Source organism: Nostoc sp. UHCC 0302, assembly GCF_038096175.1.
Classification (GTDB): Bacteria; Cyanobacteriota; Cyanobacteriia; order Cyanobacteriales; family Nostocaceae; genus UHCC-0302.
Map to the genome: position 1 here is coordinate 47,278 of NZ_CP151100.1, position 14,756 is coordinate 62,033.

Consider the following 14,756-nt stretch of genomic DNA (forward strand, 5'->3'; position numbering starts at 1 on the left):
TTAACTAGCAATTATCTTGAAGTTAGCATAAAGTAGCTATTAATCAAATTATTCATGCAATGAAACTTGATGGTTTGGGAATTTTAGTAATGCATGCGAAAAAGTTTATAAAAGCAAGGATGTAAGCAATGTCGGTTCTTCCGGTAGTTTTATGGTGTTAATTAAAAATTACTAGATTTTAGCGGCTGTAATTTAGTGTTATTGATACTTAAAACCTTTGCAGTGCGAGCATTTAAGAAATATTAAGCATACTTAAAAAGGCGTGGAAATTTAGTTTAGATTAAAACACGGTAAAGTTTTAGGCAAACGCTATGAAATTTCCTGTAGAACAAATCCTGAACCTTCCCGAAATGCAAGTATTAGATTTTCAAGAACTTGAAGGGGAAGAAATAATTATAACCATAGAAAAAGGAGTGAATTATTCAACTTGTCCTGACTGTGGACAAATTACTCGCAGCATACATCAAAATCATTGGCGGATGATTCATGATTTACCGTGGAATAAAAAACCAGTACTCTTAAAAATAAATCGCCGCCAATTTAAATGTCATAAGTGTAAAAAAGTATTTAGTGAACAACTAAATTTTGTAGATAAAAGTAAGGGATATACTAAAAGATTAGCATCCGACATAGTTCAGCAAGTATTAAATAGTAATATCCATAGTGTTGCTCAGAGAAATGGTTTGAGTGATGAACAAGTAGAATCGATGTTAAATAATCTGGTGTCACAAATATTAAATATTAACTTAAGTCAGGTAAGAAAGTTAGGGATAGATGAGATTGCATTGGTGAAAGGACAAGGAAACTACTTAGCAGTATTAGTGGATTTAGATAGTCATAAACCAATAGAGATAGTGCAGTCGAGAAGAATAGAAGATATCCGTGAAGTTATTGTCAGTTGGGGAGTTGATGTACTTAATCAGATCGAAGAAGTGAGTATTGATCCTTGAGGGGGGACAAAAAGGGCTAGAATGCAGATAAAATAAGCCTCATAGCCCTTTCTCCTTGTTGATAATACTTACGCTTATTAGGAGCTAGTGTCATTAACTCAGCCACCAATTCATAAGAATTTTCCATGAAATCGACCCAGTTAGACCCATATAATCCAATATAAAAACTGCTATGACGGCGAACTGTCCGCCCAGATTCTTTAATTCTGCCTACATATTTTTGAACACCCATGCGTTTAATTTTTTGACCAGATATAGTTGCAGCCGTGTATGCAAGTGAGATTAATAATATTAGGGAAATTAGCCTTTGACCTGATACATTAGTATCTTCTAAATTATAACCACCGCTTTTAAAATCTCTAAACATTTCCTCAATATCAAAACGTTGTTTATAAGCCTTAATAGCCGAATCTAAATCATCTAAATTAGTCAGAATAAACCAGCCCTCTTCCGGCGCAACTCCAAAACGTTTCCGTTTCCATTTAGTAGCGAGATTAAAGCTAACAAACCCTTGAGATTTCGTATATTTAATACCTTGGTAAAAGAAGGAAAGACCAGGTGCTAAACCCAAATCTCTTAATTGCAGCCAAATTTCTGGTTCTATTTCTATAAATGCGTCCTTTTTTAAGCGTAAGCAGAAATATACTTTCTGCTCTGTGAGCCAGTTAGCCAACTTTATTGAACAAAATTCTCGGTCTCCTAACACTACAATTTTATAATCCTTGAAAATCGGTAATGCTTTTTTAAATACTGCTTCTTGTTCATCAAAATTACTTGAGCCTAACTTGTCTAATAGCTCAAAATATATTGGGATAGACCTTTTGTCCCAAACCACGCTAATCATTAATAGATTAATGCATCCCCAATTAGTCCGATCTATAACTACATAAATAACTTCATTTAAAGGAAAATTTATTTCTAGCCAGCTTTTGATAATTGGAAACCAAATTTCTTCAACATTGATGTAATTTAAAGATAAAAATCGCTGAAGTTTTTTCCTTCTACTTTCAAATAGTATTGGTATTGGTAAAGCAGTCGCTAGCGCCTCAAGGCTAACAGTTTTAATAGATTGTAATAAACAGATAAGGAGTTTTAGTAATAAGTATTCAGTACGTCCAAGCTCTCGCTTGAGGTGTGTCTCGTAGAATTCTGGTAATATTATCATTAAATAGAGCTTATTGCGAATGAATGCTCTTTTTGTTTTACCACAAATTGCTACACTCGTTGCCCTATATCTATTTCAGGGTATTTCGTATCCCCTCAAGGTATTGATCTCTGGTCACCTTATAAAAAATTAGTAGAAGATTTAATGCCAAATGCCAACATAACTGCTGACAGGTTTCATGTGATGAAACAAATTACGGATGAATTAGATACTATGCGTAAAAATGAAAAAGAAGCTGCAATGTCGTTAGATGATGAATTAGAAAAAGCCAGAAAATTAGAAGCATTAAACAAGAGCAAATATAGCTTACTGAAAAATGAGAACTCTTTAAATGAAAAGCAAAAATCGAAATTACAATCTGTGTTAGAAGTTTCGCCTCATCTCGCTAAAATGCACGCACTTAAAGAACAATTTCGCCAGATATTTGACACGACTAAATCTTGGGGAGATAGCATCACGCAATTATTAGATTGGATGTATGATGCTCGTTCATATTTTCCGAAAAGTCTAGGGACAATGGTGAGATGGTTTGGGGAAATAGTTGGTTATTTTGACGGCAGAACTACCAGTGGTACTGTAGAAGGGATTAATAATAAACTCAAGTTAATTAAACGACTTGGATATGGCTTTCGTAACTTCAATAATTTTCGTATACGCAGTTTATTAAACTGGCACTTTAGTATTAATTTTTCATAAAACGGACGCAAGAACCGCAATGTCTTTTGATAAGCATATTCATCTAAATTTTTTTTGTTTAATAGTTATATAGAGTTTAATAGCAAATTTAAACTTTTGGCTCTCCCAGAGTAACTATGGTAAAATAATATAATATGAAAATTAGCAACTTTAAGACATATACAAAAGACAATTTTGCAAGGGTGGCAGCGACTATAACTTGGGAAGACCGCAATCGCCCCTCCGAAGAAATCTACGTAGCTACTACTCAAGAATTTGCCAAAGACTTATCCTGCAACCCCAATACTTTTTTACTGGCTTGTACAATAGTAGCTTTTCACTATGGAGAAAAAAGGATTTTTATAGATGCAGAAGATGCAGAAATTTGCCCAGAATTACGTGACGGTCTAATTACGTCAATGCATTGGATGCGCTCTTGGTATAAAATAAAACGTAATATTGTCCAAATAGAGGCAAAAACTAATTTGAAAGTATCAAATACAGCTAAACCTGAGAGAGCAGGTATGTTTTTTTCAGGGGGCATAGATACTTTCTCAACTTTACGAAATAATCGTCTTAAATTTAGTCTAGAACATCCAGCTTCTATTAAAGATGGTCTAATAGTTCACGGTATATCAGATACTAATCTAGAGGAGTTTGAAAACGCAGTTATTTCACTAACGCCAGTGGCTAAAGATGCAGGTATAAACTTGATTCCAGTTTATACAAATATGTATAAACATATTAAAGATTTAGAATATAAAAATTTTGAATTTTGGCGATTCTATTTCGGAGGCTCGGCCTTATCAGCCATTGCCCATGCTTTTACCCCCCGGTTGAATTTAGTTTATATTGCCTCTAGTAGTGAAATCGAAAATATTGAGCCTTGGGGGTCACATCCTTTAACAGATCCAAACTACAGTAGTTATGATTTGCAGATTAAGTACGATAGTGTATACTTATCTAGGTTAGAGAAAACTAAATTAGTAGTTGATTGGGATATAGCTTTTAAGAAACTCAGAGTTTGTGACATATTAGTTTTGCCTCCTGGTTACCTTAATTGCGGTAAATGTGGCAAATGTATAATCACAATGGCAACTCTTACAGCTTTAGATACACTACATAAAACAGATGTTTTTCCAATTAAAGAATTTTCTAAAGACCTGCTACTAAAAGCAAATCTGCAGACTGTTTTAGAGAAAGCAAAATATCGCAGTTTAATACCTTTATTTGCATCTATAGGTCGCCAAGACTTAGTATTTTGGACTAAATACATACTTGCTAGATCTCGTGTCAAATCAGTGCTCAAAAAATTAGCCAAATCTTTTTAAATAGAAAAATATTCAGAAAATAATTGCGATGTGTAACCCATCTTCCGCACTTCGAAATGTATTATTTGACGTTGCAAAAATAATTACCAAGAATGCTCATAGCTATAAGTGTTAATGCGGATAATGATTGGTGACTGGGCAATGTTTGTCGTGAGATAGCGTAGGCGCAGCCCGCACTTCGACAAAGCTCAGTGACCACCGTAGGCATCGCTATATTTGGTAATATTTGGATGTTACGAAATGGAGTACAGAAAGTCGGATGATAAGTATTTTCGCTGGTTAAGAAATAGAGATGATCAAAAAAAGTGAGATAATTAGGAATTAAACTTCCATAAAAAATCTCACAAAAAAATGGATTATCAAAAAGAAGAGATTGAGATTAAGAACTTAGATCACTTAGGAATAGTAGCTGGGCTGATTGATGAAATAGGAATAGTTGAAACAATTAATTCTCAATTAGGAATAGACCCTCGTGAAAAGATGACAGCGGGAATATTGGTAAAAGCTATTTTACTCAATGGATTAGGATTTGTTTCAAGACCTTTATATTTATTCAGTCAGTTTTTTGACGATAAAGGAATAAAAATATTATTGGGAGAGGATGTAAAAAGTGATTACCTAAATGATGATAAAATTGGCAGGGTCACACCAATTCGCAATTCGCAATTCGCAATTCGCAATTATTACCCCACGCCTTAAGGCGGGGGCTTGAGTATTGATACTACGTATTTTTATTTTTTTCTCAATGAATTGAGGAGCCACTGCGATCTTGGGGTCTCCCCAAGTAGAGCAAGTGGCGTGGGCTTGTATCCCTGAATGAATTAATTTACAATTACGTCCGCAATTGCGAATTGCGAATTGCGAATTGCGAATTGTTCGGTCATGGATAAATTATATAAATATGGATTGAACAATCTGTTTATAAAAATTGGATTATCAGTAATCAAAAAGTTTAAGATAGATACAAAATATTCCCATTTGGATGCAACATCATTTCATCTACATGGAGAATATAAAGGTGAAGATAATAAGGATAAAGAATCAGAGATAATTAGAGAAAGACCAATAATTATTACAAAAGGGTATTCTCGTGACCATAGACCAGACTTAAAACAATGTGTATTAGATTTAATAACAAGTAGTGATGGGGACAGGGCGAACGCACGGGATTTCTGAAACCCCTGCTGGATAAGGATCTTGACTAAAAAATAGGATAAATTAAAAAACGCCGAAACCCTTGCTATTAAAGGATTCTTATACTTTAGATGCGTTTGCCCTGGTGATGGGGACATTCCATTATTAATGAGAGTTGGAGATGGGAATGAGGCGGATAAAGCAGTATTTGGTCAAATATTAGTAGAGTTTAAAAAACAAATAAATTTTGATAGTATTATGGTCTGCGATAGCGCATTATATAGCCAAGAAAATCTTAAATTAATTGAGCATTTAAAATGGATAAGTCGGGTACCAATGACAATTAAGAAAGCACAAAAGTTAGTTCAGTCTGTAGAGATAGAAGAGATAGATGCAAACGAAAGAAAAAAAAGAGCTGCCCTAAATCTATCCGGATATAGGTGGAAGGAAGAAATAGTAAATTATGGTGGTATTAAACAAACTTGGCTAATAGTAGAAAGTCAAAAAAGGAAAGATAGCGATTTAAAAAAACTAGATAAAAAGCTGACAAAAGAAAAAGAGAAAGTTGAAAAGTTACTTAAACAATTAAAAAAAGAAGATTTTGAAAGTCCAGAACAAGCTCGATACAAACTAAAAGGAATTAATAAAAATCTGAAAATGTTTGAAATTAAAAAAATTGAACTTATTGAAAGTAAATCAAAAGAAAATAAACCTATTTATAAAATGTTAGGAGTAGGTGATGAAAAATCATCAGAGATAGAAATAGAAAGAAAATCAGCTGGAAGATTTATTTTAGCGACTAATTTAGTTGACGACGAGAAGTTAGAACCATCAGAAATTTTGACAAATTATAAAAATCAACAGTCCTGTGTTCGCGAAGCGTGCCAAAGGCAAAGAGGATTTAGATTTTTGAAAGACCCTTTATTCTTTGCTGATAGTTTCTTTGTGAAAAACCCTGAAAGAATAGAGACGATGCTATTTTTAATGTCTCTGTGCTTGTTAGTTTATAATCTCGGTCAAAGGGAAATGAGAAACAACTTAAAAAGAGCAAAAGTCGGCATTAAAAATCAACTAGGAAAGTTAACAGATAGTCCGACACTAAGATGGGTATTTCAGTGTTTTCAGGGGATTCATGCTTTGACTTTAAATGGTGTTAATCAAATTATTAATTTAACAGAATCACGTCATTTTATTTTGAATTATCTGCCATCATCTTGCCAAAAATATTATCTGCTTTCTTAATCTAAATAACCTTTAGAGAGCGAATAAAGATTTATCAATATCTGAAGGAACAGTTATTGCTCCTCCAACTTTTAGTGCTTAAATAACCTATGATTATGAATCAAATCTTTTATGTTTGATTACTTTTCATCCTTCGTCATATTAATTCAGTATTATCTTCTTAATTATCCTGACTTTTCGCTTTTATCTTGACTGTAATCTCTTTATATTTCAAGTTGAAGTGCGGAAGATCAGGTAGAACATACGTGCCAGCTTGTGGGCAGTAGCAGTAATTGCTTTTGGGGTACCCAAGCGCGATGGGCAAAGCCCCGCCAAGGGCGATCGCAATCGTCGATAAAAAGCTCCAACAGCAGAACGACTTTGAGTCAAAGAAAACGCAGCCATGCGAAAAGCATTTGCAGCACGATTGACAACAGTACGAGTTTTAGAACTTTTAACCTGACCCCCAGTGACTTTTTGTCCTGGACACAAACCAAGCCAAGAGGTAAAGTGCTTAACTGTGGGAAAGCGTTTTGGGTCTAATCCCACTTCTGATAAAATGGTTCGTACAGTTAAAGCATCAAGACCATTGATCAGTGTAAAATCTACCCCTGCCATGCGATAAAGATAATTGTGTAAATCAAAAGTTGGGTGATTTGCAGTTGGTTTTTTCCGGCGTTTTCTCCCGGTTGTCGGCGGTTGAAGTAAAGTCTTGGGTTCAAAAGATGCTAAACATTTTTCAATTTGTGCGTCAACAGCAGTGATCTGTTGTTGATAAACCTCATACAAAGTTAATTCTTGCTGGAGGACAAATAAATGTTCACAGAGGTAGTCGCCAGTTAATGCTTTACTAATATCTGCTGTGCTGCTTTTAATGCGTGGGTCTTTGAGAGATGCTAAAACTTGTGGGTCTTGCTCACCTGCAACGATAGCTTTGATAATCTTCATTCCTGTTAGACCAGTCACATCGCTTATGACTTTGTGGAGATGTACATTCATCTGAATAAGTGCTTTTTGCATTCGTTGTACATGGACACTAGCACTTTTAATTAAAGTATCTCGTTGACGGATATAACTGCGTAGCACACAGGTTTGGTCTTCCGGGCGGCGTTGTTGCGTGAATGGGGAAAAATGGTAAATTTTACTTATTCCTTCCTACCTCTAGTAATCCCCTCCTAGTTTCCTAGTTTGACTATGAAGACAAAAGCCAAAGACAACTACAGAGTCCGTAACTGGCAGGAATACGGTGCGGCACTCAAGCAGCGAGGCAGTCTGACTTTCTGGGTTAGTGAGGAAGTAATTGAACAATGGCGGAACGAAAAAAAGACAGGACAGAAGGGAGCCTCTAATTATTACAGTGATATAGCGATACCTTCGGTAAGCTTCGCTAACGCTACGATGGGAACTGTACAATCGGTATTTCACTTAGCAGGGCGGCAAACGGAAGGATTTTTGGAATCACTGTTTATCTTAATGGGAATTGAGTTGAAGGTGCCAGATCACTCCACCTTATGCCGTCGTTTGAGCAAACTATCGGTGGGACTGCCCGTAATCCCAAAGAATGAGGCAATCCATGTTGTAGTGGATTCAACTGGTGTAAAAGTGTATGGCGAGGGAGAATGGAAAGTTCGCACACACGGGGCAGGTAAACGACGAACGTGGCGGAAGTTGCATCTTGGCTGTGATGAAGGAACCGGAGAGATTTTGGCCGCGATGGTGACTACTAATGACGTAGCAGATTGTGAAGTATTGCCTGACTTACTAGAGCAGATTGATACCCCTATTGAACAAATATCTGGTGATGGCGGTTATGACACATTCGGCTGTTACAACACAATCACCTCACGCGATGCCAAAGCAGTAATTCCACCTCGCAGTAGCGCCAAGATTCAGCAACACGCTAACTCTAAAGAACTGCCTCATCCACGTGATGAAAATATACGCAGGGTGCGCCAAGTTGGATCTAAGCAATGGAAACAGGAAAGCGCTTATCATAGACGTTCTTTGTCTGAAACTGCTATGTTCCGACTAAAAAGTATTTTTGGGGGCAAGTTAAGACGACGCTTTTTTGAAAACCAAGCCGTCGAGTTATTGCTGCAATGTGCTGCTCTCAATCGCATGATCCAGTTGGGTAAACCAGACAGCTATAAAGTGCAAGACTAATTACTAACTCTTTTGAGAGAAGTGTGTCTTTTTTTTGTTTCATGCAACAAAGCCCATTGTCCAGCTAAAATTAGTGCCTGAACTCTAATTTCTTCTTCTCGCTCTTTGAGGTTTTTTCCATCCAATTCTGGGATATTAGCGAAATCCAAAAGTTTTGTAACATTCAATTGAAAAGTTCTTATTGATTTATTTAAATCAAGAGTCGCACATATATTTTTTGTCATAAAAGGCAGATATTCCCTATCTGAAAACATTATTTCAAAGGAATCTTACCTTTTTTCGTCGTCATTACAGAGCAGGCAAGAAAATTTTATGTATTTATACGCAGTATCAAGTAACAAATATTTTTTGTACTAAAAAGAAGTTATTAGCGATCGCTGGTTTTTGATCCGACCTCACAAAATCGCGTTGCTCCCGGTGCTATTTCAGACACCTTATATTCTGAGGATTTCTTATTTTCCTTTGCTTAGAGTGATGGAAGAGCGCTAACTTTGATACAAAACTGCTGGCATAACTACGTTTCTACCAGACCAGCCCTAGTTTTTGCAACACAACCATGATCAGCGCTACTATTAGATGAGTCGGTAGCATTCGATTCCTCTGTCGTTGGCTTTGTGTACTCTAAATCGTTGCTTCAATCGTTTCACTAGGTATGCCCATTGCGATCGCTTGAAGGATTTCCTCAGGAGATATCTTTGGGGTCGTCAAGCTCAATTCTTTTAGTTGCACTGGCTTCTGGCGTTTAACAAACAACTCCTAATTTACCCTAATACGGCCTTAACCGAACAGTATCAGCTCTATCCTCTTTTATCAAACCTTCAGCAGTAAAGTATTCTTTGGCATGAGAAAAATAACTGCTAGGTTCATTTTTCTCACTTATTCCATTAACTACTAAACCTAAGATGTTTTGACCAGATCGCTCTAACATCTCTTGAGCAAGACTAGCACTGCTAGAATCAATTACTCCAGGTCGAGCTACTAACAAAAGCCCATCACTCATGTGGCTTAAAGTAAGAGCATCAGCAGCAAAGAGGAGAGGAGGAGCATCGATAATTACAAAGTCATATTTATCTGAACAATCTTCAATTAGTGATACCATCCGCTTAGAATCAAGTAAAGCTAATGGATTGAGAGGTTTAACTCCGGCATTTAACACATCAAGATTATTCATTACCTTACAGACAGCATTGTTAAATTTTGCCTGACCGACAAGTACCTCGCTTAAACCTGCTGTATTGCTTAGTTGCCAAAGATGATGCTGAGAAGGAACTCGCATATCTGCATCAATAAGTAAAACTTGACGTCCTAGTTGAGCGATTGCTACCGCTAAATTAGCTGAAACTAAAGACTTGCCTTCTTTGGGAACTGCACTAGTTACCACTATAGTTTTCAGCATATTATCTGAACTCAGAAATTTCAGATTTGCTTGCATCACCCGATACATTTCGCTAGTTAAAGAGCGAGGTAAATCTCTGACAGCAATTTCTTGAGTTCTTAATCCTACATGAGCACCACTAGGAAAAAGCTTTTTAGAAGACAGGGGAACAGTTCCTACTAAAGAATATTTGAATATCTCTCTGACTTCCTGTAATGTTTTAAGGGATCTATCTCTTCTTTCTATAAAAAGAACAGTCGTAGTTGATAAAAAGGCACCGAACATTACGCCCAGGAATAAAACGATATTTTTTTCTCTTAAGACTGGCTTTTTAGGGACTAAAGCCTGATCAATTATTCTGGAGTTGGATGTATTATTATTTTCAGCTATTTGCAATTCTTGAACTTTTTTCAACAAAGTTTGGTAAGTAGATTGAGCAACTTCTAGTTTACGTTCTAGCTCACGCTGTTTTTGTTCCAACTGCGGTATGATTTTCACTCGCTGTTCATAGGCAGACCTAGAATTATACAAAGAAGTAAGTTTTTGAGCTAAACCTAGACCCTGAACTTGTGATTGCAGAAAATCTTTAATTAAGTTTTGTTTTAGTTCTCCAATCTGCAATAATCCTTGCCGAACTTTTGTTGTTCCACCACTAATTTGTGCAACTTCTTTTTGTAAAAGAGTTGTTAAATTAGCTTTTTTTGCTTCTAGGTTAATAACTATGGGGGTGTTATCCAGGAAACGACTGCGTTCAGTTGCTAACTGCCGATCTATATCTTGAAGTTGAGTGAGAACTCCCTGCACAGCAGGGGATTGACTCAGAGCACTAGTATAGAGTGCTTGTTGGGAATTTATATTTACTTTCTGGTGAAGTTCATTAGTTTGAGCATTTGCCTGGTCTAGTTCAGCCTTAGCATTATTAATCTGACTATCTAAATTAGCAATAATTGCAACTGCTGACTTTGTCTCCTCTGATAGATTTACAACATTGTTCTTCTGTTTAAATCTGCGGATCGCTACTTCTGCTTCCTGAACCTCTGCTTTACTTTTAGGGAGCTGCCTTTCCATCAATTGTCGAGTTGCCTTTGCCTCCTCACGACTTGTCAGAATATCATTTTCTAAATAAAGTTTCATAATTGTGTTGACTACTGCCGCTGCCTCTTCGGGATAACGACTTTTATATGTAAGTTTCAACACATCTGTACCGCCAATAATTTTGAGAGTCAAGTTTTGTACTAGTGCTTCAACTTCTAGCGGTTCACCTTTTTCATCTGTGAGTTGTAGTTTGTTTATAGTCTGCTGTAATAGAGAATGAGAAGAAATAACTTCTATCTGAGTTGAGATAGGATTTTGAGTTGCTACCAACGGTCTCAAATCTCTTTTTTCTCCCCCTTCAGATTGACTAGGTAGGAGACTAGAACCTACTATGTTAAAAGAAGGAACTTTGAATAATACTTTTCCTCCTGCTTCATAGGATGGACTTATGAACATTGCAGTAAAGACACTAAGACCAACTGTAGTTGCAAAGATACTTGCTGCTAACCACCACCGCCTTTTCAGCATTAATAAGTAATGATTAAAATCCACATCAACTGATTCTCTAGCTTCCATAGTTGCATTAACCTCAAAGTTTAAATTGTATTAACGTTTAGGAGCCTGATCAAAAGCACGAGCAATGGCATTCCATGCTAACTTGCGGTTTATATCTGCATCAAGCGGTAGAGGACGAACTGGCAAACTATCTGGTCTGGCTTCAAATTCTGAAATCCATGTATATCGATCACTCAATCCCCAGGTAATGACTGCTGTCACTGCTGGCTCGTCTAGCACTACTGAAAGATAATCTTCATAAGTAGCAGCGACCAAGCGATCACGAATGTTAATATTCACAGGTAATTCTTTGTCTTTTACATCCAGCTCGCTAATTAGGATTTTGAGACCCAAACTGGCTACATCACTAAGGAACTTCTGGAGCTTTTGGGGATTAAAGCGAGTTTCACTGGCCGATAAGTGAGCTTGGATTCCGAGGGCATGAATTGGTGTACCCCTAGACTTCAATCTTTTTAGTAGTTTCAGCACAGCAGTTCTCTTAGCATCAGCTTCGGGAGTGTCATAGTCGAGTCCATAGTCGTTGTAGACTAACAATGCTTTAGGATCTGCTTTAGCTGCTGCCCGAAAAGCAAGTTCAATATAATCTGAACCCAAAAATTTCAGCCACGGTGTCTCTCGCAGTCCATCAGATCGTCCATCTTTGACGCTAATTGCCTCATTGACTACATCCCAAGAATGAATTTTTCCTGCATAATGACCTACAACCGTTGCAATATGTTCTAGCAATATTTGCCGAGCATTTTGACTATTAACAATTGAAAACCACTCAGGCAAAGCATGAGGCTCATGCCAAACTAAAGTATGTCCGCGGAATAGCATCCGATGAGTTTGTGCAAAAGCAGCCAACCAATCAGCAGGGGCAAAATTAAAAGTATTCGGTTTCGGGCGAAGGAAATTCCACTTTAGCTCCCATTCTGGTACTAGCATGGCGCACTCACGGGTAAACCTTGCTGCCAACTGGGCATCTGAAGATAAGGCATATTTTCTGACTGCTGCACCATAAATTAATCCTTTAGCAGCAGCTCGTCGAGCTAAAGGAAGGTTCCCACTTGCTGCAAAGTTTCTCTTTTGATGATTACTAGCTTGCTGAGGCTTCAATGTACTTCCTAGCGCCAGAGTACTCATACTAACAATGCTACCCAAGCCTAACAACAATGTCTGCCGTCTATTGAATAAATGTTTTTTATTCATAGATTTTTGTCCTTAAAAAAGTTAGTTATGTACAAATTTTATGAGTTCATGTTAATTCCTGAGCCAACGACGCTGGATACTTTTCCAGCCTTCAAGTAAAAATAGTTTCAATAAAAACCACGGCTCAATCAAGTAGCGTCGCCACAGCCGTCCTGGCTCAGCTACTAAGCGGAATAACCACTCTAAACAAGTTTTTCCTGCCCACCTTGGCGGAGTAGGAATTGCACCCGCAACATAATCAATAGCTGCTCCACATGGCAGAATAACGTTAGCTGAAATCTGTTCTAAATTATCTAATATCCAGTTTTCTTGTCGCGGCATACCCATACCAACCATCAGCACGTGGGGCTGATATTGATTTATTTGTTCTAATACAGCTTGATTTTCTTTGTTATCGTGACGAGCATCAAAATAACCATGTGCTGTAGTTATTCGCAAGCCGGAAAACTCTTCCCGTAAAATTTTTGCACCTTGTTCTGCTACCCCTGGTTTTGATCCCAGATAAAATATTCGCCAACCTCGGTATGCAGCTTCTGCCATTAAAGGAGCCATCCAATCTGCATATGTCACCCTTTGCTGCCTTTGTAAAGAAAAACCTAAAAGCTTTCCCAAAAATACTAAAGACATGCCATCTATATGTGTAAATTCAGCCTTAGCGTAAAAGGCACGCATTTTGGGATTACGATGGTAAAGATAGATGCTATGTAAATTTTGATGGGCAAATATCCACTTTTGTTTTTGTCTAACAGCTTCAGTAATTAAAGCATTAAGTTGAGAAATAGATAAAGGATGAATAGTAACATCTAACATCTGAAGTGCTTGAGGAATGTTAAATTCAATTAAAGAGTTCTTCATAAGATTCAACCATTTTTTCCAAAGAAAAAAGATATGCACGTTTTAATGAACATTCACGCATGTGATTGGCAAGTTTTGAGGAACCTAGAACCTGTCGAATTGCTTTAACTATTTCCTCCACGCTGTTGGCAGGTAAAAGTATACCTGCATCACCTAAAACTTCCTGCATTGCAGGTATGTCGCTAGCTACTATTGGTAAACCCAAACTCATAGCTTCTAATAAAGCCATAGGCATTGCTTCATATAAAGAAGGAAATATAAATATGTTGGCAATAGACAGTAATGCCAGAACATCGTCTGATTTCAGTTCCCCTAAGCAGTGAACTCTTTCTTTAAGTCCCAATTCTGCTATTCTATTTTCTAAAAAATTACGTAGTTCACCATCGCCTAAAAGTAGTAGATGGGCTTCTGGTATCTGGAGTAATGTTTCTAGAATAATAGCTTGATTCTTCTGTTTAGCCAGTCTACCTATATTGATAAGTAAAGGTACATTTTCTGGTAAACACCACTGGCTATGAACTTGTATAGGAGAGTTTCCAACTTTTAAAGCTGGAATGCCATTGTAGATTTTTTTGAGAAGCTTTTTATATCCAATAGGATAATTAACTACAGAATCTACTACTACTTGGGAAACAGCAATATTAGCAGAGTAAAAACCTGTAATACCCATAGTTAAATCAACCAAAGCTGCTATTTTAGGGTAGGTGAATACTGGATTATGCTGTACTGCTATTCGCTTACGTATGCCACATAAACGAGCAACGAACTGTCCTAATACATTGGCGTAATGAGTATGAGTGATCAACACTTGTGGCTGATAGGAGCGGAGATACTCATTTAGCTTAATAACTATCTTTATATAATCTAAAAGTGAGGGTTTATGCTCTAGTAAAAACTTTACACCATGAGAATCTAAATAAATAGGGCGTTTAATATATAAAAAACATATTTCTACTTCGTGTCCTCGGTTGCGTAGAGCATCAGCCAATAGCATTGCTACTTTTTGTGCTCCTCCAGCTTCCATCTGAGTAATTATTTGTAAAATTTTCATATTCTGACTGATTTTTCAATTAATGTGTAATTTT

9 protein-coding genes and 5 pseudogenes are annotated in these 14,756 nt (G+C 36.9%); 7 read left to right on the forward strand and 7 right to left on the reverse strand.

The window, feature by feature from the left end:
- Positions 1 to 311: 311 nt before the first annotated feature.
- A pseudogene (locus tag WKK05_RS36585) lies at positions 312 to 944 on the forward strand (transposase family protein); the annotation flags it as partial.
- 22 nt (positions 945 to 966) lie between these two features.
- On the opposite strand, the gene WKK05_RS36590 reads toward WKK05_RS36585, so the two are convergent.
- The gene (locus WKK05_RS36590) at positions 967 to 2,109 is read right to left on the reverse strand and encodes an IS4 family transposase (RefSeq protein WP_341531013.1); all 1,143 of its coding nucleotides are present in this window, start codon (positions 2,107 to 2,109) and stop codon (positions 967 to 969) included.
- Positions 2,110 to 2,217: 108 nt separating this feature from the next.
- Here WKK05_RS36590 and WKK05_RS36595 point away from each other — a divergent pair.
- From WKK05_RS36595 to WKK05_RS36615, 5 genes and pseudogenes are all read left to right on the forward strand, one after another.
- Positions 2,218 to 2,811: pseudogene (locus tag WKK05_RS36595) on the forward strand (transposase); the annotation flags it as partial.
- Positions 2,812 to 2,945: 134 nt separating this feature from the next.
- Positions 2,946 to 4,121, forward strand: coding sequence for a hypothetical protein (locus WKK05_RS36600; RefSeq protein WP_341531516.1), 1,176 nt, complete (start codon positions 2,946 to 2,948; stop codon positions 4,119 to 4,121).
- Between the two features lie 351 nt (positions 4,122 to 4,472).
- Positions 4,473 to 4,766: pseudogene (locus WKK05_RS36605) on the forward strand (DUF4277 domain-containing protein); the annotation flags it as partial.
- A gap of 234 nt (positions 4,767 to 5,000) precedes the next feature.
- Positions 5,001 to 5,273: pseudogene (locus WKK05_RS36610) on the forward strand (IS1634 family transposase); the annotation flags it as partial.
- 126 nt (positions 5,274 to 5,399) lie between these two features.
- Positions 5,400 to 6,497 (forward strand): annotated as a pseudogene (locus tag WKK05_RS36615) (IS1634 family transposase); the annotation flags it as partial.
- A gap of 210 nt (positions 6,498 to 6,707) precedes the next feature.
- Here WKK05_RS36615 and WKK05_RS36620 read toward each other — a convergent pair.
- Entirely contained in the window at positions 6,708 to 7,625 is a 918-nt protein-coding gene (locus WKK05_RS36620) for a transposase (RefSeq protein WP_341531642.1), read from the reverse strand.
- A gap of 45 nt (positions 7,626 to 7,670) precedes the next feature.
- Here WKK05_RS36620 and WKK05_RS36625 point away from each other — a divergent pair, with 45 nt between their 5' ends.
- Positions 7,671 to 8,639 carry an IS5 family transposase gene (locus WKK05_RS36625; protein ID WP_341531517.1) on the forward strand — a complete coding sequence of 323 codons (969 nt, stop codon included), beginning with the start codon at positions 7,671 to 7,673 and terminating at the stop codon, positions 8,637 to 8,639.
- Here WKK05_RS36625 and WKK05_RS36630 read toward each other — a convergent pair.
- The 5 genes from WKK05_RS36630 to WKK05_RS36650 all read right to left on the reverse strand — a co-directional run bounded on the left by WKK05_RS36630 (position 8,636) and on the right by WKK05_RS36650 (position 14,722).
- Positions 8,636 to 8,863, reverse strand: a complete 228-nt coding sequence (locus tag WKK05_RS36630) for a hypothetical protein (RefSeq protein ID WP_341531518.1) — start codon at positions 8,861 to 8,863, stop codon at positions 8,636 to 8,638. The two genes, WKK05_RS36625 and WKK05_RS36630, sit on opposite strands and share 4 nt — an antisense overlap.
- Before the next feature lie 542 nt (positions 8,864 to 9,405).
- On the reverse strand, positions 9,406 to 11,625 hold the full coding sequence (locus WKK05_RS36635) for a polysaccharide biosynthesis tyrosine autokinase (protein WP_341531519.1): 2,220 nt from the start codon (positions 11,623 to 11,625) through the stop codon (positions 9,406 to 9,408).
- A gap of 30 nt (positions 11,626 to 11,655) precedes the next feature.
- Positions 11,656 to 12,816: an endo-1,4-beta-xylanase gene (locus WKK05_RS36640; RefSeq protein WP_341531520.1), complete on the reverse strand. Its 1,161-nt coding sequence runs from the start codon at positions 12,814 to 12,816 to the stop codon at positions 11,656 to 11,658.
- Positions 12,817 to 12,867: 51 nt separating this feature from the next.
- Entirely contained in the window at positions 12,868 to 13,671 is an 804-nt protein-coding gene (locus WKK05_RS36645) for a WecB/TagA/CpsF family glycosyltransferase (protein ID WP_341531521.1), read from the reverse strand.
- Complete coding sequence (locus tag WKK05_RS36650; RefSeq protein WP_341531522.1) at positions 13,652 to 14,722, reverse strand: glycosyltransferase; 1,071 nt, start codon at positions 14,720 to 14,722, stop codon at positions 13,652 to 13,654. Before WKK05_RS36650 ends, WKK05_RS36645 begins: the two co-directional genes overlap by 20 nt.
- Positions 14,723 to 14,756: the final 34 nt, after the last annotated feature.